Here is a 22,896-nt window from a genome sequence, read left to right on the forward strand (position 1 = left end):
GTAATGGTTACTCTTGTCACAGGCGCAGCCGGCTTCATCGGATCGGCCGTCAGCCGGGCCCTGCTGGCGCGCGGCGAAGCCGTCGTCGGGCTGGATTGCTTCATTCCCTATTACCGCCTCGATCTGAAGGAAGCCCGCGCCGCCTCGCTCGAAGGCCCCGGCTTCACCCTGCTGCGACAGGATTTGGCCGATGCGCCCGGCCTCGAAGCGGCGCTGGCCCCCCATCGGATCGACCGGATCATCCACCTCGGCGCCCAGCCCGGCGTGCGCTGGTCCATCGATCATCCGCTGGATTATGGCCGCTGCAACCTCTCCGGCCATCTGAACATGCTGGAACTCGCCCGCCACAGGCAGGTGCCGATGGTCTACGCCTCCTCCTCCTCCGTCTACGGGGCCAACAGGAAGCTGCCCTTCGCCGTGGAAGACAGGACGGATCAGCCCATCTCGCTCTACGCCGCCACCAAGAAGGCCAACGAGCTGATGAGCGAAACCTACGCCCATCTCTATCGCACCCCCTTGACCGGCCTGCGATTCTTCACCGTCTACGGCCCCTGGGGTCGCCCGGACATGGCCGTCTGGAAGTTCACCGAGGCCTGCCTAAAGGGCGAACCCATCCCCTACTACAATGGCGGCCGGATGCGCCGGGATTTCACCTACATCGACGATATCGTCGCCGGCGTCCTCGCCTGCGCCGATCGCCCCCCGGCGGACGACAGCGCCCCGAAGCCGGGCGGCAGCGTCTCCCCCCACGCCATCTACAACATCGGAAACCACCGGTCAGAGGAACTGTCCCGGCTCGTCGCCGTGATCGAGCAGGCCTGCGGGCGGCCGCTGCGCCTCGATCACCAGCCGATGCAGCCCGGTGACGTGCCGGATACCTATGCCGACATTTCCGCCATCGCGGCGGATCATGGCTTCGCCCCCACCACCCCCATCGATGTCGGCGTGCCGGAATTCGTGCGCTGGTACCGGGGGTGGACGGGGGCGTGATCCGTCAGGCCGCGCGCGCCCTGCGCGTCTGAAGCCGTCGCCTGCGCCACGCCTCGATCGGCCGGTCGATCCACAGGTTCACCGCAAGCGTCAGCGCCAGCGAAACCGCCAGCGCCAGGATCTTCATCAGGGGCGTATCGCCCAGAAACTGCGTCAGCGCCCAGATCAGCGGGAAATGCAGCAGGTAGAAGGGGTAGGAAAGATCCCCCAGCCAGCGGTCGCGGGGGCCGGATGGCTGGTGCACGTTCCACGCGACGAAGGGAATGGCCAGAACCGCCACCAGCAGTGTCGCCAGGCTGAAATGCTCGACTCCCAGCGCCATCGCAGCCTCCAGATCCGGCGGGGTCAACCGCGCATAGACGGCAAGTGCCGCCAGAAAGGCCACCAGCGACAGCATCGCCGCCCCGCGCCCCGGCGTCCATTGACTGCGCTCCATCCAGATGCCGGCCGCGAACGCCGGCGCGAAGATCAGCGCCGTCAGCCAGCCCATGCGGCCCAGCCAGATGCCGGCGAAGAAGGCCGCCACGGCGCCGGCCGCCAGCGCCAGCTGCCAGCGCCGGCCGGCCGCTGCAAGGCCCGCCATCACCAACGGCAGCAGGATGTAGAACTGCAGCTCGATGTCGAGCGACCAGACAGTCCCGACCACATCGTCCCCGCGCGATGCGATGCCCGGAAACAGGATCGTGGAAACCAGGCTGCCCATGGGATAGCCCCGCACCGCCATCTGGATCGCCCAGGCCGTCAGCGCGGCCACGATCACCAGCGGCCACAGGCGCATCACCCGCCCCGCCAAATAGTGGCCCACGCCGTCATAGCTGCCCTGCAGATAGATACGGGAAACCCAGTAGCCGCTCAGCATCAGGAACAGCACCACGGCAGCCGTCCCGATGTTCCACACGCTCACATGGCTCACGAACACCATCAGCGCCAGGATCAGGCGGACCGCGCCAGGGCCCAATGCAAGCCGTGGCGCTGAAACCATCCGCAATTCCCCCAGCTCTGCCGCCTGACAACCCCATCCATGCCGCCTGCGGTCGGCCCGATCAAGGCATGACGGCCGCTGATTCAACAATCTGTTTCAACGCGCCCCCGCGCCGGGCATGACAGGCGCGGCGCAGTCGCCTATCACCGGTTGCCATCAGCAGGGGCAGCGAAGGCATGGCATCCACACCGTCCATTTCGGTCGTCATTCCGGCCTACAACCGGGAAGCCACGATCGAAACGGCCATCCGCAGTGTCCTCGGGCAGACGGTTCCGCCCCTCGAAGTGATCGTCGTCGACGACGGCTCGGCCGACGGCACCGCCGCCCGCGTCGAAGCCATGGCCGATCCGCGGGTCCGCCTCCTCCACCAGCCTAACGGCGGCATTTCCGCCGCCCGCAACAGCGGAATCCGCGAAGCGAAGGGCGATTGGGTCGCCTTCCAGGATTCGGATGACGAATGGCTCCCGCGAAAGCTCGAGCGCCAGCTGGAAACGCTCGCCGCGGCGTCGGAACCGCCGGTCGCCTTCTATTGCGGCCTCCTCATCACCGGCACGCCGGACGATCCCGCCGCCGGCCCGGGCGGCAGGCTGAAGATCGCCTACCACCCCGATCCCGCCGTGCGCGCCGTTTCCGGCCACATCCTCCCCACGCTGATGGCCACGAACCCCATCAGCACGCAGACCCTCGTCGCCCGGCGCGAAATCCTGCACGAAGTCGGCCTGTTCGACACGGGGCTGAAATCCCTCGTCGACTGGGACATCGCCATCCGCCTCGCCGCGCGCGGCGCCATCGCCTTCACGGACGAGCCGCTGGTGATCCAGCGCTTCACGCCGAACAGCGTCACGCGCGATCGCGCCAAGCGCATCGAAAGCTGGATCGCCGTCCTCGAAAAGCACCGCTCCCTGTTCGAGGCGCACCCGGCAGCGCACCTGACCCATCTGCACCGCATCGCGGGCAACCTCCGCCAGATGGGCGAACATGCCCGGGCCGCCCCTTATTTCCGGCAGGCCGTCCGGCTTGATCCCCTCGGCCCGCGAACACGTCTGCTGGCGCTTCTCAATGCCCTCGGCATCGCGCGCTGAGCCGCAGCGCCCAAGGAAAGGATTTCGCGTGCCCCCCCATGTCCGTGCCATCGCCCTCTTCGCCTTCCCCTTCCTCGTGCCCGTCTGCGGCAGCGCCGAAGCCCGCACCATCAGCGTCGCCACCGATGCCCAGCTCGCCAGCGCCGTCGCGGCGGCCAGGCCCGGTGACAGGATCCTGCTCGCGCCGGGCAGCTACCAGGCGCTGCGCATCACCGGCCGCAAGCTTTCGGGCGAACCCGCCGTCCTCAGCGGCAAGGGCGCGATCCTCGCCTTCGTGCAGATATTCAACTCCTCCGGCTGGTCGCTCGACGGGCTGGAGATCGGCGGCGGCTTCGACGAGCGCGGCCGCATCCTCCGCATCGAGAACAGCGCCGATATTCTGGTCCGCAACAGTCTCATCCGCGGCCAGAACATGAACAATGACGCCTGGGACGACGGCGGTATCGGAATCGGCCTGCGCAACGCCGACGGGGTGGAAATCCGCGGCAACCGCTTCCGCGAGATGAAGGTGGCGATGTCCGCCGGAAGCAGCCGCAACATCCGCGTCACCGGCAACAGCTTTGCCTACATAAGGGAAGGCATCAACTGGGTCGCCGTCGATGGCGGCGTGATCCGCTGCAACCGCTTTTCCCACTTCCAGCCCAATTATGCGAAGCGCGAACATCCGGATGCCCTCCAGTTCTGGCAGAACAACGACGGCTCCGCGAACAACACCCTGATCGAAGGCAATTTCTTCAGCCTCGGCGGGCCCAGGGCGGTCCATGGAATCTTCGGCGGCGGCACCCAGTCCGCCGAAAAGGATCCGAAGTTCCGGATGCGCAACACCACCATCCGCGACAACATCTACTATGGCTCCGCGCTCCACGGCATTTCGCTGGGCGGCGCGGAAAACACCGTCGTCGAACGCAACACCGTGATCGGTTCCGATCACACGGAAACCTCGCCGCCGCCTGTCCGCTCGGCCGACGGCCGCGATTCCGCAGCCCTCATCCCCAAGATCCGCATCGTCGGCACGAATTCCAGCGGCCGGATTGTCGGCAACATCGCCTCCTCCTTCACCATCCCCGCCGAACTGCCCATCGAAGGCGCGAACAACACGACGGCGCAGGTGCGCGGCGGCAAGGGTGTGCCGCTCAGGAAGATCTTCCTGAACCCGCCCACGGGCCCCAACCCCCCGCCGGAAGCGTTCCTCGTCAATCCCGCATCCGCCGCCGGAAAGGCCGGGCAGGGCGCCCGCCTCGTCTGCGGGGCAGAGCTTCCGCCCGCCCCTTAAGCATGGTTTCGCTTGAGCCCCGCCCGGAAGGCCGTCATGAAGGTCATATCGCAGGTGCAGCAAAAGCGGGGCAATCCAGCCGGGATCCGATGAACATGCCGTCTCCCCCACCCACGGCAGGCCCACGGCAGAAAACTGGCCTGGCCCGTGCCGCCCTCATGGGGTCGGGTGCGGCGGCGCTGTCGCGGGGCCTCCGGGCGGTCATCGGCATCGGCACCATCAGCCTCCTGTCGCGCTTTCTCGGCCCGGCGGAATTCGGGCTGTTCGCCCTCATCTTCTTCCTCATCAACTTCATTCAGGTGTTCGCCGATTTCGGCCTCCGCGTCGCCCTCGTGCAGCGCAAGGACGTCAGCGACATCGAACTGAACAGCGTCTTCTGGGCCTCCGTCGCCCTGGGGGTCGCCGCAGCGCTCCTAGTCTTCGCCCTCGCAAACCCGATCGCCTCGCTGTTCGACGAGCCGAAGCTCGCCCCCTATGTGCAGGCCATCGCCCCCCTGTTCCTGCTCATCGCGGCGCAGGGCGTCCCCAATTCCATCCTTGAACGGCAGTTCCGGTTCCAGCGCCTCGCCACGGCGGAACTCGCAGCCGGCATCGCGGGGGCCGTCGTCGCCGTCGGCCTCGCGGCGGCGGGCGCATCCGTCTTCGCGCTGCTCGCCCAGCAATATGTCATCACCTTCGTGATCTTCGCCGTCTATTTCGCCTCGGCGAAATGGCGCCCGCGCCTCGCCTTCTCGTGGGAGGCGCTGAAGCCCCTCATCGGCTACGGCAGCTATGTCACGCTGGCGGGCGCAGTCGGAATCATCTCCGGCTACGCAGACCGGCCGATCGTCGGGAAAAAACTCTCGGCCGCCGATCTCGGCTATCTCACGCTCGCCCAGCAGATCCTCATCTCGCCCCAGCGCACCATCACCCAGGCGATCCGGCGCACCACCTTCCCGATCATGTCGTCGATCCAGTCCGAACCGGAACGCGTCGCCAGCGGCTATCTCACCACGCTCCACGCCACCTTCCTGGTGATGGCGCCCGTCACCTTCGGAATCTGGGCGCTCGCCACCCCGATCGTCCGCCTGCTGCTGGGGGATGGCTGGTCGATGGTCGCGCAGGTGCTGGGCGTCCTCTCGGTCGTCGCCCTCATCAGCACCATCAGCGAACTCAACGCCGCAATCTATTCCGCCCATGGCAAGGCCCGCTTCCAGTTCCGCTGGAGCCTGTTCTGCGCCGCGATCAACATCGGCTTCCTCTGGGTCGCCGCCAGCCACGGGCTGATGGCGGCCGTCTGGGCAAAGGCCGCGGCCGTCTGCATCCAGATCCCGCTCAACTGCTGGTTCCTCAGCCGGCTCCTCGGCCTGCGCTATGCCCGTATTCCCGCTTCCGTCTGGCGCCCGGCGCTCGCCGCCGCGCTGATGGGGGTGGCCGTCGCCTCACTCGATGGCTGGCTGGCGCTTCAGGGCCTCAACAGCATCGCGCGCCTGCTCGCGGGCGTCCCCGCCGGCGTCCTCGTCTATGTCGGCCTCATCGCCCTCCTCGACCGGCGCGACAGCCTCGCCCTTCTTCAGAAAGTCCGCCGCCGGTGAAGGTGAAACCCATCGGAACCGACCTTCGGGCCCCGGTGGCGCTCACCTTCGTGATTCCCGTCCGCCACCCGGAAAACGCCGCCAGCTGGCGCGACCTGCAGGACAATATCGCCCAGACCTTCGCTTCCGTCGCCGGCCAGCTGCACCCGTCGTGGCGCGCCTATGTCGCCGTGCAGGAAGGTGCGGATCTGCCGCCGCTGCCGCCCGGAATCCAGGATGTGCGGGTGCGCTTTCCGCCGAATCCCGCCTACAGCCCACACGGGCAGAGCCGGCGCGAATTCCACGAGGCAGCCCGGCTCGACAAGGGCCGCCGCGTGCTCGCCGCCCTGCTGGCCGCCGGCCCCACCAGCCATGTGATGGTGGTTGACGATGATGATTTCGTCAGCAACCGCCTGGCCGGCACCATGGCGGAAGCCGCGCCCGGCACCGCCTTCCGCTTCGATGAGGGCTTTGTCTGGTCGCCCGGCAGCCGGATGCTGATGACGCACCAGGATTTCAGCAATCTGTGCGGCACCTCGGCCATCCTGCCCTTCGCCGCGCTCGGGCTTCCGCATTCGCTGGAGGCCGCCTCGCCCGATTATGTGAAGACAATGCTGGGCAGCCATGTGCTGGTGAAGGCCGCGTTGGAGCAGCAGGGGCAGATCTTCACCCCGCTGCCCTATCCCGGCGCCGTCTATCGCGTCGGCCATGTCAACGCCCACAGCCGCTCGCAGGGCGTACTGCGCGCCCATCTCGCCAATGGCGGCATGATCCGAAACCCGCGCCGCATGCTTCAGAACGTCCAGTTGATGCGCCGCTACGGAAAGCTGGAACGCGCCGAATTCGGCCTGCCCTAGAAGGCCAGGCCATCACGCCGGTTCCGCTAGGCGGTGGCGTCCGCCGCCATTTCCGCCGAAAGCCCGGCGAACCGCGCCCGCAGCCGTGCCTGCGCATCCGCCAGCCGCGTGCGGTCGCTCAACTGGCCGGGCTGTCGCGCCAGCGCCCCGATCTTCGGCTCGACAGACATACGCTCCAGCGCCAGCCGCAGACGCCCTTTCCAGCTCGTCCCCGGTCGCGCCGGCGCACCACGTCCGCCATCGCCGGCACCCGAGGCCACCACGCGCGCCGGCGCCCGCCGCAACCGCCGGATCAGCGGTTCCAGCGCAGAGGCAAGCGGATGGATGCGCACGTCAACCCCCAGGCTCTCCCCCCAGTCGGCCCATTTCCAGCCGTTGAACTGCGCGTTGATGGAAACCGCGTGCCAGGGCACGCCGAAGGCGTCGGCCAGGATCGCGCCATGCATGCTTTCCGTCACCACCAGCCTTGCGCCCGCGATCCGGCGGATCACGCCCTTCGCCTCGCCACAGGGCGAAAGATAGGAAAGCCCCGCCCGAGCGCACAGGGCGGCCCAGTCCTGCCGGTGGACGGACCGGTGGTGCGGGATGAACAGGGTTTCCCCATGGCGCTCGATATCCGCGAAATCCGGCAGCAGCGGAATCAGCGCCGCCGGATCCAGGATACCCAGTTCCGGCGCGATCCCCAGCGCGGCCGCTGATCGCGGCCCGCGAACGCTGACGAACCGGCATTCCGCCAGCATCCCGGGCGACGGCAGCTCGCCATAGCCCACGCCGGATCCCATCACCATCTTCGGCGCGCCCGCCGGCATCTTGCTGTTGATCAGCGTCCCCACGCCCACCAGCCAGGTGTCGGGCCAGGCCGCCCGCCATCCGGGCAGCAGGGCATCCCACAACCAGTGGTTCAGATCGTCCCCGAAATTGCCTTCGGGGTCGTGGAAGTGGTGAAGCTTCACGATTTCAGGCGAGGCGGCGGCGCGGCAGCCACTGCGGCAGCCGCACGGGCTTCAATGCGGCCGGCTGTCCCTGCGATGCCATCTGGCGCTGACGGAAGGCATAGATTCCACCCACGATGATCATCAGCAGCGGCAGGTTGCCTGCAAAGCTGATGGTGTAGGTCGTCAGGATGAACCCGCCAACCGCGATCGCGGCCGGTCCCATCAGCTTTGTCGTCGGATCTTTCGCGGTCAGGTACATGCGCACACCATAATACATCGTCACACCCAGGAAGAGCATGAAGGCGCCGAAGGCGAGCACACCGAAATCCAGCATGAAGTTCAGCCACAGGCTGTCGATAATGTAGCGGTCACCGGCCATCCGGCCCGCCAGCGGGCCCGAGTTGCCGCCGCCGTAACCGAATGGGTTTGCCTTGATGGCGGCCGTTCCCTTGATCCACTGCATGTCACGGCCAAGGTCGCTGGACCGGGTCTGCGCCCCGCCGATCGTCATGGTCTGCAACCGGGGGCTCAGCGCCACCAGCACGCCGAACGCCATCATCCCGACAGGGGCGGCCAGGAAGATGCCGGGCGCCACCATGTCACCCTTGTTCGTCGGGTTCAGGAACCGGCGAAGCGCGAACAGGCCGATCATGCCCGCCGAAACCAGGATGAAGCCCGACATGCCGGTCCGCGTGTTGGTCATCCAGATGATCAGCAGCGTGAACGCCATCAGCGCCCAGGCCCAGAAGCGTTCCCAGCCCCGGCTTTCGATGGCCCTGTGCAGGATGAAGGGGACGACCAGCAGGATATATTGCGCGAAATACAGGTGGACCGCGAACACGCCCCGCGCCCGATAGCGGTTGTCCCCCACGCGGACCTGTTCCTGCATGATGGCATGATACAAGGGCCCGTCGATCTTCATGAACGAAGGGATGTAGCCGAACCAGATCGGCTTGCGCTGGAGATATTCGAAGATCGTCATCACGAAGATGAAGGCCGTCGCCCAGATCAGCGCCGTCACGAAGCGGGAAAAGGCGTCCTGGTCCCGGAAGACCAGACACGCCACAAGGAACGGCATGTTCCACAGCAGGAACCATTCGACCAGCATCACGAACGAGGCGCTCGGCGTGCGGGAAATCAGGCAAGTCGCAAAGGCCGTGGCCCAGAAGATGCCCAGGAACCAAAGCGCCAGCTTGGCCGCACCGCACACCTCGATCAGGTCACCGCGCGCACGCGCCGATTGCGCGAGCTGAAGCGTCACCACGAACATCATGACGGCCAGCAGCATGCGCGGTGGCGTCAGCCAGGGCAGCCCGGGTATGTCGACCGCCACATAAGAGGGCCATGTGGCCTCCAGCACGACATACCAGACCAGGAGTGTGGTGATCTTCGCCCGGTAGTCGGGTTCGGTATCGTCCATCATCCACAGCGCCACCACGAACAGGATGCCGACAAGGAGGAAGAAAGGCTGCGCCACCAGCGTGCCGAACACCGCCAGCCAGAAACCCATGAACATGGCGGTCATAATCAGCAGGCACACGGCCAGCATCTTCAGCAGGCTGTGCCGCAGATCATGCACGCGCCGCGTATAGGGGCGAAGGATCCGGTCGCGGGCGCTGATCATGCCATCCCTATAGCGAAGGCGGGGCGCGGCCTCCAGAAGGAAACCGGTAAACGACTGTCCGCTGCTGCAACCCGGACATGCGAAGGGGCGCGCAGACCTTCCGGTGCCGCGCGCCCCCGCATTCCAGGCTCCGCCTCAGGCGCCCTTGGCGTGCGCCGCCAGTGCATCCAGCAGGGCGTCGGTCGCCCCCAGATTGCGGCGCCCGTGCGGGAACGCCTCCAGGATGCCACCCTTCTTGGTCCGGGTCAGCGACGGGTCCTTGGTCACGAACTCGGAAAGCGCGGGCTTGTCGGATGTCATGCGCCCGTTCACGAACACATCAGCCCAGGGCAGCCCGCCATAGAAGGCGTCCACAATATCCCAGTTGTCATACTTCAGCTCGCCATCGGCCAGCAGCGGGGTGGTCATGCCCACATTGTTGTAGGCTTCGACATTGGTGGACGTGGTGGCGCGCATGCGCGGGCTGTAGCCCCCGCTGCACTTCCCGTCGGCCGAGCGGTCGCTGTTGTTGCGATCGCCGTTGGGCGAGGCAACGACCACGTTGTTGGCCAGCTTCAGCCCATTGGTGCGGGTCACCGAAATCCCGTGTGGAGAAGATCCATAGTAGACATTGCCCCGGATCTCCAGGTTCGAATGCCAGTAGGCCGCACGCTCGGCGCCCAGGAAGAAGCCCTGAACCGCCCGGCAACCACCGTGGATCATCACATTCTCGATCAGCTTCGAGTTGGACACGCCGGCCGTCTCGTTCACGTTCCAGAACTGCACCGTGTCGGGATGTTCGCCCTTGGCATAGTTGGGATGGAACTCGGTGAAATAGTTGCGGTACAGCAGGAAGCGGTCCGTCGCGGCCACGTTCATGCCCTCGCGCAGCCAGTTCATGGTGTTGTAACGCACGATCACGTTGCTGGACCGCTGCACATAGATCGCCAGCCGCAGATCCTCGAAGGTCACGTCCGAAACCGTCACGCCGGTGGCGCTGCGGATATGGATGCCCGTGTTGCCATTGTCCCAGGGATTGCGGTCGTTGTTGGCGCTGGTCAGCATGGTATCGGTCAGCAACATGTCCTTCGCACTGGCGAAGGAGATCAGCACCGATTCCCCGCTGGCCACCTTCACGCCGCTGATCGCGATGTTCTGCGAACCGCCGAAGTCCATCTTCGTGAACACCGGCTTCTCGGCCGTCGCGGCGACAAGGAACACCCGCCCCTTGGTGTGCAGGCGCTTCTTCCAGAGCAGGGAGCCATAGTTGCCCGGATGGATGCGGATGATCGCGCCAGACAGATTCAGCGATTCCGTCAGCGCCGTCCACAGCTGGGCGCGGTCATACACGTCGAAGGTCTTCTCCACGGCGGGCAGCTGGCCCGTCGGCAGGCTGGGCCCGGCCGGCGCCGAATTGTCATCGACAGCCGGCGGCCCCGCCGTCACGACATCGCGCGGCCCCGCCACCTGGATGTCGCCGGCTGTCGGGATCGTCACGCCAGCCGTCGAAGTCGATTGCGACGGACCGGTCACGGCATCGACAGCCGCGTCCACCACCGCCACCACCGTATCGACGACGGCGTCGACAGCGTCGGTCACCGCTTCCACGACATCCCGAACCACCTCCGTCACGGTTTCCACCACGCCCGCGTCACCCGGGGAGGCGGTATCCGTCACGGTAACCGGCATGTTGGACGTTGTGGCCGTCAGCGAAGACAGCAGGGACTGCAGCGATGCGACGCTCAGGCTGTTGAACCATTCGCCGCTCAGGAAGGTGGAGGAGTTGAAGGTCGTGGTCGCGGGCGCCGTCGTCGTGGTCGCCGCCGGGGCGGGGGCCGCAATCAGGACATTGCTCACCTTGATCGACGAAAGCTGCGTCGAGGTAAGTCCAGCGGTCCGAACCGCCGCGCCAGAGGAAGTCCCGCCCAGCGAGACGCCGCTGTCCCGGGCATCATCCTCGACCAGTTGAAGTGTGGATTGCGCCATCGCCGGATACGGAACGGCAGCCAGCACCATCGCGCCGCACAGCGCGAGACCCTTGTTAAACAACATTTAGCAACCCTTTGTTTTATAGTTTTTTACGACTTTGGGGATCAATCCCTCGTCAACGGCCGGGCCACAAGAAAATTCGGCAATTTCATCGACGAGCCGTGCTTAAATATCGACGAACCGTTTATCGCGCCTCAAGCACGATCTAACGGTTTTCAAACAAGTGGCTGCATTTAAAAAGAAATCAGTTTCGCAAATATCTGAATGACGTCCGCGCGACTCGCGGCAGCTCGCCGGAAGGTCGAATCAGCCCCGCCCGCCCCCGTGCGTCGGCACGGCCAGCGCGCCCCAGGCGCCGGAAACATCCTCCAGCGTCGCGTCGATCGCCTCGATCTCCAGGCGCAGCGCCGTCCCGCCTCCGAACGAAAGGATCAGCGCACACTCGCCCTCCGGCGCCACCGCCAGCAAGGGCAGCACCGCATGCCGCTCCTCCGGCCACTCGCGTCGCGCCACCTTCAGCACGCCGTCGAACCGCAGGGCGCTTCGCACCCGCGTCGGCTGCCGGGCCTCCCAGCGATAGCGGTTGCCCAGCAGCACCAGCCGCCGCCGCGCCGGTTCCCAGGCCACGTCCAGCGCCTTCACCGCCATGTCCTGCACGCAGGCGGACAGGATCTTCAGGTCGTCGGCATCCTCGGCCCGCAGCAGCAGAAGCTCGGTCATTCCGGTCAGTCCCCGTCCACCCGCTCGATATCGGCGCCCACGGCCTGCAGCTTTTCCTCCAGCCGCTCATAGCCCCGGTCCAGGTGATAGACGCGGCGCACGATCGTTTCGCCTTCGGCCGCAAGCCCAGCGATCACCAGGCTCATCGAGGCGCGCAGGTCGGTCGCCATCACCGGCGCCCCGTGCAGCCCGGCCACGCCCCGCACCATGGCGGATCGGCCCTTCACCATGATGTCCGCCCCCATGCGCGCCAGTTCGGGCACATGCATGTAGCGGTTCTCGAAGATCGTCTCGGTCAGCATCGAAGCGCCGTCCGCCACCGTCACCAGCGCCATCAGCTGCGCCTGCATGTCGGTCGCGAAGCCCGGCCAGGGCGCGGTCGTCGCCGTCACCGCGTGCAGCCCGTTCGCCCGGCTCACCTTCAGCCCGCCCTTCACATCCTCGAAGGAAACCCCGGCCTCTTCCAGCACCGGCAGGGTCGAACCCAGCAGCTCCCGGCTCGCGCCGGTCAGGATCACCTCGCCCCCCGTGATCGCGGCCGCACAGGCATAGCTGCCCGCCTCGATCCGGTCGGGCATCACGGCATAGGTCGCGCCATGCAGGCGGTCCACGCCCTCGATCACCAGCCTTTCGGTGCCGATGCCCGAAATCCGCGCGCCCATCGCGTTCAGGCAGTTCGCCAGATCCACGATCTCGGGCTCGCGCGCAGCATTCTCCATCACCGTCTGGCCCTTCGCCAGCACGGCGGCCATCAGCACATTCTCGGTCGCGCCCACGCTCACCACGGGGAAGATGATGTGGCCGCCGTGCAGCCCGCCCTTCGGCGCCTTCGCCCGCACATAGCCCGCCGTCAGCTCGATCTCCGCCCCCAGCGCTACCAGGCCTTTCAGATGCAGGTCGATCGGGCGGTTGCCGATGGCGCAGCCGCCCGGCTGGCTCACCGTCGCGATCCCCTCGCGCGCCAGCAGCGGCCCCAGCACCAGGATGGAGGCGCGCATCTTGCGCACGATATCATAAGGCGCCGTGGTCGATGTCATCCGGCTGGCCGAGATCGTCATCACCCGGCCGAAATCCTCCGGCCGCGACCCCTGCGTCTGGGTCGAGGCGCCCAGCACGTTCAGCAGATGGCCGAAGGTGTCCACGTCCGCCAGTCGCGGCAGGTTGCGCAGGGTCAGCGGCTCGTCCGTCAGCAGCGCGGCCGGCAGCAGCGTCAGCGCCGCGTTCTTCGCCCCCGAAACCGGGATCTTCCCCTTCAGCGGGCGTCCGCCCGAAATCCGTATCTGGTCCATAAGGTCAGGGTGATTAGCGCCTGCCGCCCCGCTAGGCGAGTGGCAATAGGAAAGCCGCCAGGGGAGACAGAGGTTGATGGAATTGTGGCATTGCGCAGACGCCCGCTCGTTCCGGCCGCTCTGGATGCTGGAGGAGATGGGGCTGCCCTACACACTCCACCTGCTGCCCTTCCCACCGCGCTGGCAGCAACCCGACTATCTCGCCACCAATCCGCTCGGGACCATCCCCTATTTCAGGGACGGCGCGGCCGAACTCACCGAAAGCACGGGCATCCTCCACTATCTCGCCGCGACACACGGGCCCACCCCGCTCGCCGTCACCCCTGAGGAACCCGATTTCGCCGCCTACACCAACTATCTCTTCCAGTCGGACGCCACCTTCACCTTCCCGCAGACGCTCGTGTTGCGCTACCGCCTGCTGGAACCGCCGGAAAAGCGGCTGCCGCAGGTGGCGGACGCCTATGCGAAATGGTTCCTCGCCCGCATGTCCTGGGTGGAATCCCATCTGGGCGGCACCGAAGGGGCAGGCGACCGCGAATGGCTCGTCGCCGGGCGCTTCACTGCCGCCGACATCGCCGTCGGCTACGCCTGCCTGCTGGCCGGCACGCTGGGCCTCCTGCCGGAACTCGGCCCCCGCACCCGCGCCTGGTGGGATCGCTGCCAGCAGCGGGATGGCTACCGGCGCGCCCGCGCCGCCCAGTCCCGCTAGCGGAATCTCCCGAACAACGCCCCAGGGCCCTGCCGCCTGCCAGCGGCGGGGCAATGCCGTGCGCGCGGAAACCCTTCCAATCCTTCACCTATTTTCCGGCTGAACCGCCCGCGGGCGCGGCCGTCTCCTGCCATGGGCCGGGTCACAACTGGGTCGCTTTCAACCCAACTCCTGCAACAGACCCGGCCGCCACACAGGAGACAGAGCCAAATGCCCACCGCCCCAGCCGTTCGCGGCGCGCTCTTCGGCGGCGCCCTCCTCGCATCGCTCGTCGGCGCGTTCGCAAGCCCCCTCTCCGCAAAGACCTTCGCCGTCGCCACCCGCGGCGAATTGTGGTCCGCACTCTCGGCCGCCACCGCCGGAGATGTGATCCTCCTCGCACCCGGCGACTATGGCGACTTCAACTTCACCAAGTTCCGCTACACGGGCGGCCACGTCTTCCTCCGCTCGGCAGACGCCGCAAACCGCGCCCGCTTCGGCCAGATGAGCCTCGGCGGCGCGCAAGGCCTCTCCGTCAGCGGCGTCGATGCGCAGAGCGCGAAGAACCCCGTCGTCTCGATCGCGGGCGCCAACATCCGATTCACCGGCAACCGCATCCGGGGCGGCACCGCCAACCAGGACGGCTTCGACGACGCGCAGGGCGGCCTTCATGTCCGCATGGCCACGAACGTGCTGGTCGGCTCCAACGAGTTCCAGGATCTGCGCAGCGCCGTCTATGTCCAGCGCTCCAGCCGGGTCGCCATCGTCCACAACAGCATCGGTTTCGTGCGCGAAGGCATCAACATCGCCGCCGTGGCCGATTCCGAAATCAGCAACAACCACTTCCACGATTTCAACCCGAACTATGGCAAGGGCGAGCATCCCGATGCCATCCAGTTCTGGACGAACCAGGAAGAAACCGGCGCCACAAATTTCCGCATCCGGAACAACTTCTTCCAGCTGGGCCTGAACGGCGCGGTGCACGGCATGTTCATCGGCGGCGAACGCACCGGCATCTATCACCGCAATCTCGAGATCAGTGGCAACGTCTATTATGGCTCCGCCCTGCACGGCATCAGCCTCTACCGCGTGATCGGCGCGCGCATCCTCAACAACGTCATCGTCGCCTCCCCCTGGGCCGACAACAACAACAGCAAGCTGCGCACGCCAGACGGCCGCACCGGCGGCGCGATGCAGCCGCAGATCCGCGTCTCCAGCGCCGAACAGGTGGAAGTTGCACGCAACATCACCATGAAGGGCATCCCGGTGGGGCCCCAGTCCACCGCCGCCGACAACATCGACCTTTATGATACCGAACGAAAGATCGGCGAAAGCTGGGTCTCGGTTTTCGGGAGCCGCCCCGTGTCAGCCGCCCCCGCCCTGAATGCGTTCCTCACCCTTACCCCCTCGGCGGCCCGCACCCGCGGGATCGGCCTGCTCGCCCCCTTCGCCCACGGGGTCGTCACCCTCGATCCTGTCCGGGCCGAAAACTGGGCGGCATCGCTGGGCGGCAGCGGCACCGCGCCGGCGCTCAAGCCGATCACCGCGAACCTGCCCACGCCCGCCGGCGCCTCGTTCGATTGACCCCCCGCTGTGGCGCGGCGGCATCCGCCCTCGGCCCGCCGGCCGGGGGCCCCCGCTCAGCGCAGCTCATGCCCCAGCAGATCGCCCTGCTCCAGGGGCCGGAACAGGTGCGGAAACAGCGCCCCGCCGCGCGAAACCTCCCACTTAAGCGCCGGATCGTCCGCCACGGACACTTCAGCCACCACCAGCCCGCTCTCGCCCGCGAAGTGCCGCCGCAGCGTGCCGTCCAGCTGCTCGCCGGTCGAAAGATGGATGAACCCGTCACGCAGATCGTCCGCGGATCCCGCGAACAGCCCCGCCGCCTCGAACGCCGCCCATTCGGCGGCCCTGAAGATCTTGAACAGCGCCATTTCCGCCATCTGGCGCGGCCAAAGGCCCTTCGCAAGCTTTCACTCCCAAGCTGCAACGGCTAGGGGCCGCCAATGGCCCCTGCCCGCTGGACAATCGTGATCCCCTATTTCAACGAGGAAAAGTGGCTTCCCGCCACCCTCGCCAGCCTGGCCGCGCAGACGCTCCGCCCCTTCCGGGTCGTGCTGGTGGACAATGGCTCCACCGATTCCGCCCCGGCGATCGCCCGCCGGTGGGCCGCCGGGCAGCAGGGCATCGAAACCACCCTGCTCACACAGCCCGTGCCCGGCCAGGTCCATGCGCTGAACATGGGCATCGCCGCCGTCGAAACGGAATTCATCGCCATCTGCGACGCGGACACCCTCTATCCGCCCCATTATCTCGAAACAGCCACCCGCCGCCTCGATGCCGCCCCGCCCGGCATCATCGGGTTCATCGCCCATGATACCGGCCCCAACCCGGACAGCCTGTGGGAACGCGCCGGCCGCTGGCTCTACACCCATGTCATTCCGAACCTCCTAACCCACCAGGCGCACGGCGGCGGCTATGCCCATCTGTTCCGCACCGCGCCCTACAAGGCATCGGGCGGCTATGATCCCGCGCTGTGGCCCTATGTGCTGAAGGATCATGAACTGGTGCATCGCCTGTGGAAGCAGGGCCGCATCGCCTATGCCCGCGATCTCTGGGTCCAGCCTTCGCCCCGCCGGGCAGACCGCACCTCGGTCCGATGGACACTGCCCGAACGCATCCTCTACCACGCCACGCTGCCGTCTCAGAAGGACTGGTTCTTCTACGACTATCTCAGGCCCCGCTTCATCGCGCGCGGCCAGAAGGATACCGTCCTGCGCCAGCAGAACTGGGCCGCCCCGGAAAATAGCTGACGCGATGACCGCAGGCGTCCTTCTCCTTCACGGCCATGGCCGCACCGGCCTGTCCATGTCGTTCCTCGCGTCCGAACTGGCGGATGCCGGCTTCGCGTCCACCGCGCCCAGCTACGGGATGCGCCGCTCGATGGACGAGATCCTCGGCTATCTGAAACCCCGCGTCGCCGCCTTCGAAGCCACCCTGGATGGCCCGCTCCACATCGTCACCCATTCGCTGGGCGGCCTTGTCGCCCGCGCGCTTGTGAACAGCAGCCGCCCGAAGCGCCTCGGCCGCATCGTGCAGCTCGCCCCGCCGAACCAGGGCTCCGAACTGGCGGACACCCTGTTCGATTTGAAGCTGTCCGATGCTGTCCTCGGCCCGGTCGCCCCGATGCTGCGCACCAACCGGCTGCGCGCGCACGAAGCGATGTTCGGCCCGGTCGATTATGAACTGGGCGTCGTCGCCGGCGATGTCAGCGTGAACCTGGTGCCGGAAAGCATCCTGCCCCGCCCGAACGACGGAAAGGTATCAGTCGCCGCCACCCGGCTTCCCGGCATGGCCGATCACATCGTCGTCCATGTTCCGCACAGCCTGATGCCCTTCCACCCTGACAGTGTCGGGCAGGCTCTCGCCTTCCTTGAAGCGGGCCGGTTCCGCCACAAGGGCTGACGCACGGGCCAGCACGGCCGGCAGCCGCGCCTCGTAATCGGGCGGGAACACCCAATAGGCCAAGCCGCTCGTCCCCGGCCCCGGGGCAAGTCCGCGATCCGGCGCGCCCAGCCCGAACATCAGCTGGATCAGCACGTCGCTGGCAGCCCAGGGGTCCATGTACCAGAAGCCGTGCGAGCGCGGACCCACGCCCTGAAGGTCGCCGGGCCGCACCCGCACGATCTCCAGCCCCAGATCCCGGTTGGCCTGCTGCAGGAAGCGGATGTCGCCCGGCGACAGCTCCTTCAGGTCGGGCCGGCCCGCGCGGGATCCCCGGTTCAGCACCTCGGAAAGCCGCAGCGCCGAATCCTCCATGTTCAGGCCCACCGTCACCCGGTCGGGCAGCCCGGCATAGTCGCGCAGGTCGCCAACGAAATCCCTCAGGTCGGCGTCCGGCGCGGAATGATGCACCTGCCCCAGCCGCGGATCATAGTTGCGCTGCCGGCTCAGCGCGCCCACCCGCGCCAGCCCGTCGGATGCAACCGTGCCGCCCGCCGAATAGCTCAGCACGTCGATCTTTCGCACCCGCGTGTGCGTCGCCAGCAGCTCCACCAGCCGCGCAAACTGCGGCGCCGCGCCAAAAGCCGTTTCGATGTCGCGCGGATAGACCAGGAAATTTTCCGCCGTCGGCCAGGCGAACAGCAGCACCACCGCGTTCTGCCCGGTGAAATGGCGCAGCTGCGCTGCCTGCCCCGCCGCCCGCTCCACCGTGGAATTGGCGCCGTGCACATAGATGATGATGTCGGGATCCGGGCTGCGCGCCAGCGCCTCGTCCACCAGCCCCAGCCAGGCCCGCAGCGACGCATCCATCACCGGCCCCGCCGGCGGCACCTCCTCGTCACCGGGCAGGGACGCCAGCTCCGCCATCCGCTCCAGGATCAGCTGCGGGCGTCGCTCCCCATCCTCTCCGAACGACCATTCATAAACCCGGTCCCACGCCGTCCCCTCGTCGCCGATGCGGATGGTCGTCACCCCCAGCAGCAGGTCGCGGCCCGGCGTGATGACGTGCGTCCGGTCGTTGCGCGGCCCCAGCGCCAGCCGGTTGGTCGCATAGAACAGCTCGATCCGGTTGTCCCGGCGCAGGTTCGGATTCGCCTCGAACAGGGCGGATCCCGATTTCACGAAGGCCGCCGGCACCGGCATCAGCCGCATCGGCGGGTTGTGGAACGCCATCAGGATTGTCACCAGCAGCCCGATCAGCGCCAGGAATCCCGCCCAGCGCAGAATCCGCCGCCGCAGGCTCCGCGCCTTGCGCGGCTTTTCCGAACCAGCTGTTCCAGTCATTCCACCTGCATGCCGCAGCGCCGCGCCCCCCACAAGGCAGGCCGCGCCACATCCGCCGTCGATTCCGTCGATTCCGTCCAAGACCGCGCCGCCCGCATCCGGCAAATCCCACGGCCGAGAGGGGTACACCCGCAAACCACATCAGGAAGTGTACCGAACATGCTGTTTCATCTGTCCACAGACGCCGAAAACCCCCAGCGCGTCGCAACCGTCCTCGCCGAAATCATGGGCGGCAAGGCCACGCCCTTCCCGCCCGTCGCAGACGGCAGCTGGGTCGCCCACGCGAACGACGCCACCAACACCCTGGTAGAGGTCTATCCTGCCGGCACCCGCCTCGTCGAAGGGCCGGATGGCACCGTCGGCCTGCCCGGTCCCGCCCGGCAGCGCTCGGCCGTCCACTTCGCACTGGGCACCCGGCTCTCCCGCGATCAGGTCTACGCCATCGCTGCCCGCGAAGGCTGGCCCGTCGAAACCTACAGCCGCGGCGGCATGTTCCGCGTGATCGAACTGTGGATCGAAGGCGTCCGCCTCGCGGAAATCCTCACAGAGGAGATGCAGCAGGAATATCTGGATTCGGTCCGCCTCGATCGCTGGGAACAGGCCCTCGCACAGGGGCCCGCGCCGCACGCGAAGGCAGCCTGAAAAGTTCGTCACGCGCGCCCCGCCATCCGGCGGGGCGCCAGCGTGGCCCCATATCCTTTCCGTCCCGCAACCCATGGGGGCATCACCATGCGCGTCATCCGGTTCTGGGCCATCCTGCTGATGGCCACCTTCGTCACCACGTCCGTCCGGGCCAAAACCCCTCTCAGCGACGGAGCGCAGTCCGAACTGCTGCTCTGGGCCCTGGCGAACGTCGGTGTCTGCCTGCTCGTCACCTGGCTCAGGCGGCGGCCCGGCGACATCCGCACTCTGGCCTGAGGGCAGGGGCGCACCCCACGCGCCCCCCTCACGGCCGGCGAACGGATCTGGAAGGGCGGCGGGGAATCTCCCGGCCGCCCTTCTCTTTTCCCGCAATTGCCCCCACCTGTGCCGCCGTCGCCCGACCCCTTCCAACGCGCACGGAACATAGGTAGAACGATCCCCCATGAGCCTCACCCACATCTCCGTCCGCGGCGCCCGCGAACACAATCTGAAATCCGTGGACATCGACCTGCCGAGAGACAGGCTGATCGTCATCACCGGCCTCTCCGGCTCCGGCAAATCCTCCCTCGCCTTCGATACCATCTACGCCGAAGGCCAGCGCCGTTATGTGGAATCGCTGTCCGCCTACGCCCGTCAGTTCCTGGAACTGATGCAGAAGCCCGATGTCGATCATATCGAAGGCCTCAGCCCCGCCATCAGCATCGAGCAGAAGACGACCAGCCGGAACCCGCGCTCCACCGTCGGCACCGTCACCGAAATCTATGATTACATGCGCCTGCTCTGGGCGCGCACCGGCGTCCCCTACAGCCCCGCCACCGGCCTCCCCATCTCCGCGCAGACGGTCAGCCAGATGGTGGATCGCGTCCTCGCCCTACCCGAAGGCACCCGCCTCATGCTGCTCGCCCCCGTGGTGCGCGGCCGCAAGGGCGAATATCGCAAGGAAATCGCGGAGTGGAAGAAGGCCGGCTTCCAGCGCCTGCGCGTCAACGGCGCGGTGGTCGACATCGAGGAGGCGCCGGCGCTCGACAAGAAATACAAGCATGACATCGACGTCGTCGTCGACCGTCTCGTCGTCCGCCCCGACATCGCCGGCCGCCTCGCGGAATCCTTCGAAACCGCGCTGAAACTGGCGGACGGCCTCGCCGTCGTGGAACTGGTGGATGGCCCGTCGGCGGAGGACGACAAGGCAGAAAAACGCGAGCCGATCACCTTCTCGGAAAAATTCGCCTGCCCCGTCTCCGGCTTCACCCTGCCGGAAATCGAGCCGCGCCTTTTCTCCTTCAACGCCCCCCAGGGCGCCTGCCCCACCTGCAACGGCCTTGGCGAACGCCTCTTCTTCGATCCCTTCCTAATCGTCCCGAACGAGGCCGTTTCCCTGAAGGACGGCGCCGTCGTCCCCTGGGCGAAGTCCTCGCCGCCCTCGCCCTATTACATGCAGGTGCTCGGCTCCGTCGTCCGCGCACTCGGCGGCACGCTCGATCAGCCCTGGGCCAAACTGCCGGAAGAAACCCGCGAAGCCATCCTCCACGGCACGAAGGGCAAGGCGATCCCCCTCGTGTTCGAGGACGGCCGCAAGCGCTACGAGGTGATGAAGCCGTTCGATGGCGTCATCGCCAACCTCGACAAGCGCTTCCGCGACACCGAAAGCGCCTGGATGCGCGAGGAGCTGGGCCGCTACCAGTCCTCCGCCCCGTGCGAGGCGTGCGGCGGCGCGCGGCTGAAGCCAGAGGCGCTCAGCGTGAAGATCGCCGGCGAAAGCATCAGCGATTCAACCCGCCGCTCCGTCGCGGAGGCCGCGCAATGGTTCCAGGCCCTCCCCGCCCGCCTCACGCCGAAGCAGAACGAGATCGCCGCCCGCATCCTCAAGGAAATCAACGAGCGCCTCGGCTTCCTCGTCAACGTCGGCCTCGGCTACCTCAGCCTCGATCGCACCTCGGGCACGCTGTCAGGCGGCGAAAGCCAGCGCATCCGTCTAGCCTCGCAGATCGGCTCCGGCCTGTCGGGCGTCCTCTACGTGCTGGACGAACCCTCCATCGGCCTCCACCAGCGCGACAACGACCGCCTGCTCGAAACGCTGAAGCGCCTGCGCGATCTCGGCAACACCGTGCTGGTGGTGGAGCATGACGAAGACGCCATCCGCACCGCGGACCATGTGGTGGACATGGGCCCCGGCGCCGGCCGCAACGGCGGAACCGTCGTCGCGCAGGGCACCCTCGCCGACATCCTGAACAACCCCGCCAGCCTCACCGGCGACTATCTCACCGGCCGCCGCCGGGTGGATGTGCCGGCCACCCGGCGCAAGGGCAACGGCCACCGGCTCACCGTGAAGGGCGCCCGTGCCAACAACCTCAGGGACGTCACCGCCTCGATCCCGCTCGGCACCTTCACCTGCGTCACCGGTGTCTCGGGCAGCGGCAAGTCCAGCTTCGTGATCGACACCCTCTATCCCGCCGCCGCCCGCGCGCTGAACGGCGCCCGCATCCACGCCGGCCCGCACGACAGCCTCACCGGCCTCGAACATCTCGACAAGGTGATCGACATCGATCAGTCCCCCATCGGCCGCACCCCGCGCTCCAACCCCGCCACCTACACCCAGGCCTTCACCCACATTCGGGACTGGTTCGCCGGCCTCCCCGAATCCCTGGCCCGCGGCTACAAGCCCGGCCGCTTCAGCTTCAACGTGAAGGGCGGCCGCTGCGAAGCCTGCCAGGGCGACGGCATGCTGAAGATCGAAATGCACTTCCTCCCCGACGTCTATGTCCAGTGCGACGTCTGCCATGGCAAGCGCTACAACCGCGAAACGCTGGAAGTCACCCACAAGGGACACTCCATCGCGGACGTGCTGGACATGACCGTCAGCGACGCGGTGAAGCTGTTCGAAGCCGTCCCCCCCATCCGCGATCGCCTGCGCATGCTGGAGGAAGTCGGCCTCGGCTACGTCCACGTCGGCCAGCAGGCAACCACGCTCAGCGGCGGCGAAGCCCAGCGCGTGAAGCTGGCAAAGGAACTGTCCCGCCGCGCCACCGGCCAGACCCTCTACATCCTCGACGAACCGACAACGGGCCTCCACTTCGAGGATGTCCGCAAACTCCTCGAAGTCCTCCACGCGCTGGTGGATCAGGGCAACACGGTCGTCGTGATTGAGCACAATCTCGAGGTGATCAAGACCGCCGACTGGGTAATCGACCTCGGCCCCGAGGGCGGCTCCGGGGGCGGGGAAATCGTGGTGGTCGGAACGCCCGAGGAGGTGGTGGCGTCAGGCCGGGGGTTCACAGGGGGGTATCTGGCACCGCTACTGTCTGCCGCCAAAGCAGCGGAATAGGCGGCGTCCCCGACCCGGCGGCAAGGCGCCGCCATCGCCTGATCGGCCGGCAAACGCAAAGCGGCGCCGCACCCTCCGCGACGCCGCTTCCTGCCACCGCCGGCAGTAGACCCTACGCAACACAACAACACAATCCAGCGACAGTCGGGCTATCCCCGCTCTTCTTATCACTCGAAAAGTGTC

General features: G+C 67.1%; 19 protein-coding genes and 1 pseudogene. 12 read left to right on the forward strand and 8 right to left on the reverse strand.

The window, feature by feature from the left end; genetic code table 11:
• Window positions 1-3: 3 nt before the first annotated feature.
• Window positions 4-990: an NAD-dependent epimerase/dehydratase family protein gene (locus tag ACW9TV_RS03155; RefSeq protein WP_494304405.1), complete on the forward strand. Its 987-nt coding sequence runs from the start codon at window positions 4-6 to the stop codon at window positions 988-990.
• Window positions 991-994: 4 nt separating this feature from the next.
• Here ACW9TV_RS03155 and ACW9TV_RS03160 read toward each other — a convergent pair whose 3' ends face one another.
• Entirely contained in the window at window positions 995-1,972 is a 978-nt protein-coding gene (locus ACW9TV_RS03160; protein WP_494304406.1) for an acyltransferase family protein, read from the reverse strand.
• Window positions 1,973-2,148: 176 nt separating this feature from the next.
• Here ACW9TV_RS03160 and ACW9TV_RS03165 point away from each other — a divergent pair, with 176 nt between their 5' ends.
• The 4 genes from ACW9TV_RS03165 to ACW9TV_RS03180 all read left to right on the forward strand — a co-directional run bounded on the left by ACW9TV_RS03165 (window position 2,149) and on the right by ACW9TV_RS03180 (window position 6,737).
• Window positions 2,149-3,054, forward strand: a complete 906-nt coding sequence (locus ACW9TV_RS03165) for a glycosyltransferase (protein ID WP_494304407.1) — start codon at window positions 2,149-2,151, stop codon at window positions 3,052-3,054.
• A gap of 28 nt (window positions 3,055-3,082) precedes the next feature.
• A complete protein-coding gene (locus ACW9TV_RS03170) occupies window positions 3,083-4,327 on the forward strand; it encodes a NosD domain-containing protein (protein WP_494304408.1) in 1,245 nt (414 codons plus the stop codon).
• 158 nt (window positions 4,328-4,485) lie between these two features.
• On the forward strand, window positions 4,486-5,901 hold the full coding sequence (locus ACW9TV_RS03175; protein WP_494304409.1) for a lipopolysaccharide biosynthesis protein: 1,416 nt from the start codon (window positions 4,486-4,488) through the stop codon (window positions 5,899-5,901).
• Window positions 5,898-6,737, forward strand: a complete 840-nt coding sequence (locus tag ACW9TV_RS03180; protein WP_494304410.1) for a hypothetical protein — start codon at window positions 5,898-5,900, stop codon at window positions 6,735-6,737. The genes ACW9TV_RS03175 and ACW9TV_RS03180 overlap by 4 nt, the downstream gene beginning before the upstream one ends.
• Window positions 6,738-6,763: 26 nt before the next feature.
• Here the strand turns inward: ACW9TV_RS03180 and ACW9TV_RS03185 are convergent, their stop codons facing one another.
• The 5 genes from ACW9TV_RS03185 to murA form a co-directional block, all read right to left on the reverse strand.
• Window positions 6,764-7,690, reverse strand: a complete 927-nt coding sequence (locus tag ACW9TV_RS03185; RefSeq protein WP_494304411.1) for a polysaccharide pyruvyl transferase family protein — start codon at window positions 7,688-7,690, stop codon at window positions 6,764-6,766.
• 4 nt (window positions 7,691-7,694) lie between these two features.
• A complete protein-coding gene (locus ACW9TV_RS03190) occupies window positions 7,695-9,296 on the reverse strand; it encodes a hypothetical protein (protein ID WP_494304412.1) in 1,602 nt (533 codons plus the stop codon).
• Window positions 9,297-9,431: 135 nt separating this feature from the next.
• Window positions 9,432-11,327 (reverse strand): right-handed parallel beta-helix repeat-containing protein, encoded by a 1,896-nt coding sequence (locus ACW9TV_RS03195; protein ID WP_494304413.1) that lies wholly within the window; start codon window positions 11,325-11,327, stop codon window positions 9,432-9,434.
• Window positions 11,328-11,570: 243 nt separating this feature from the next.
• Window positions 11,571-11,984: a DUF2948 family protein gene (locus tag ACW9TV_RS03200; protein WP_494304414.1), complete on the reverse strand. Its 414-nt coding sequence runs from the start codon at window positions 11,982-11,984 to the stop codon at window positions 11,571-11,573.
• Between the two features lie 5 nt (window positions 11,985-11,989).
• Complete coding sequence (gene murA, locus ACW9TV_RS03205; RefSeq protein WP_494304415.1) at window positions 11,990-13,273, reverse strand: UDP-N-acetylglucosamine 1-carboxyvinyltransferase; 1,284 nt, start codon at window positions 13,271-13,273, stop codon at window positions 11,990-11,992.
• Window positions 13,274-13,349: 76 nt separating this feature from the next.
• Between murA and ACW9TV_RS03210 the strand changes: the two genes are divergently transcribed.
• Together ACW9TV_RS03210 and ACW9TV_RS03215 are read left to right on the forward strand one after the other, a co-directional pair.
• Complete coding sequence (locus tag ACW9TV_RS03210; RefSeq protein WP_494304416.1) at window positions 13,350-13,982, forward strand: glutathione S-transferase family protein; 633 nt, start codon at window positions 13,350-13,352, stop codon at window positions 13,980-13,982.
• Window positions 13,983-14,192: 210 nt separating this feature from the next.
• Window positions 14,193-15,545 carry a NosD domain-containing protein gene (locus ACW9TV_RS03215; protein WP_494304417.1) on the forward strand — a complete coding sequence of 451 codons (1,353 nt, stop codon included), beginning with the start codon at window positions 14,193-14,195 and terminating at the stop codon, window positions 15,543-15,545.
• Between the two features lie 56 nt (window positions 15,546-15,601).
• Here ACW9TV_RS03215 and ACW9TV_RS03220 read toward each other — a convergent pair whose 3' ends face one another.
• A complete protein-coding gene (locus tag ACW9TV_RS03220; RefSeq protein WP_494304418.1) occupies window positions 15,602-15,895 on the reverse strand; it encodes a DUF952 domain-containing protein in 294 nt (97 codons plus the stop codon).
• 72 nt (window positions 15,896-15,967) lie between these two features.
• Here ACW9TV_RS03220 and ACW9TV_RS03225 point away from each other — a divergent pair, with 72 nt between their 5' ends.
• Complete coding sequence (locus ACW9TV_RS03225) at window positions 15,968-16,774, forward strand: glycosyltransferase family 2 protein (RefSeq protein ID WP_494304419.1); 807 nt, start codon at window positions 15,968-15,970, stop codon at window positions 16,772-16,774.
• Between the two features lie 4 nt (window positions 16,775-16,778).
• On the forward strand, window positions 16,779-17,426 hold the full coding sequence (locus ACW9TV_RS03230; protein WP_494304420.1) for an alpha/beta fold hydrolase: 648 nt from the start codon (window positions 16,779-16,781) through the stop codon (window positions 17,424-17,426).
• 345 nt (window positions 17,427-17,771) lie between these two features.
• Here the strand turns inward: ACW9TV_RS03230 and ACW9TV_RS03235 are convergent.
• A pseudogene (locus ACW9TV_RS03235) lies at window positions 17,772-18,749 on the reverse strand (alpha/beta hydrolase); the annotation flags it as partial.
• 159 nt (window positions 18,750-18,908) lie between these two features.
• Here ACW9TV_RS03235 and ACW9TV_RS03240 point away from each other — a divergent pair.
• The 3 genes from ACW9TV_RS03240 (at window position 18,909) to uvrA (ending at window position 22,713) form a co-directional block, all read left to right on the forward strand.
• Window positions 18,909-19,391 carry a hypothetical protein gene (locus tag ACW9TV_RS03240; RefSeq protein WP_494304421.1) on the forward strand — a complete coding sequence of 161 codons (483 nt, stop codon included), beginning with the start codon at window positions 18,909-18,911 and terminating at the stop codon, window positions 19,389-19,391.
• A 42-nt stretch (window positions 19,392-19,433) separates the two neighbouring features.
• Window positions 19,434-19,667, forward strand: a complete 234-nt coding sequence (locus tag ACW9TV_RS03245) for a hypothetical protein (protein ID WP_494304422.1) — start codon at window positions 19,434-19,436, stop codon at window positions 19,665-19,667.
• 166 nt (window positions 19,668-19,833) lie between these two features.
• On the forward strand, window positions 19,834-22,713 hold the full coding sequence (gene uvrA, locus ACW9TV_RS03250) for an excinuclease ABC subunit UvrA (protein ID WP_494304423.1): 2,880 nt from the start codon (window positions 19,834-19,836) through the stop codon (window positions 22,711-22,713).
• Window positions 22,714-22,896: the final 183 nt, after the last annotated feature.

Source organism: Sandaracinobacter sp. T42 (assembly GCF_059115405.1).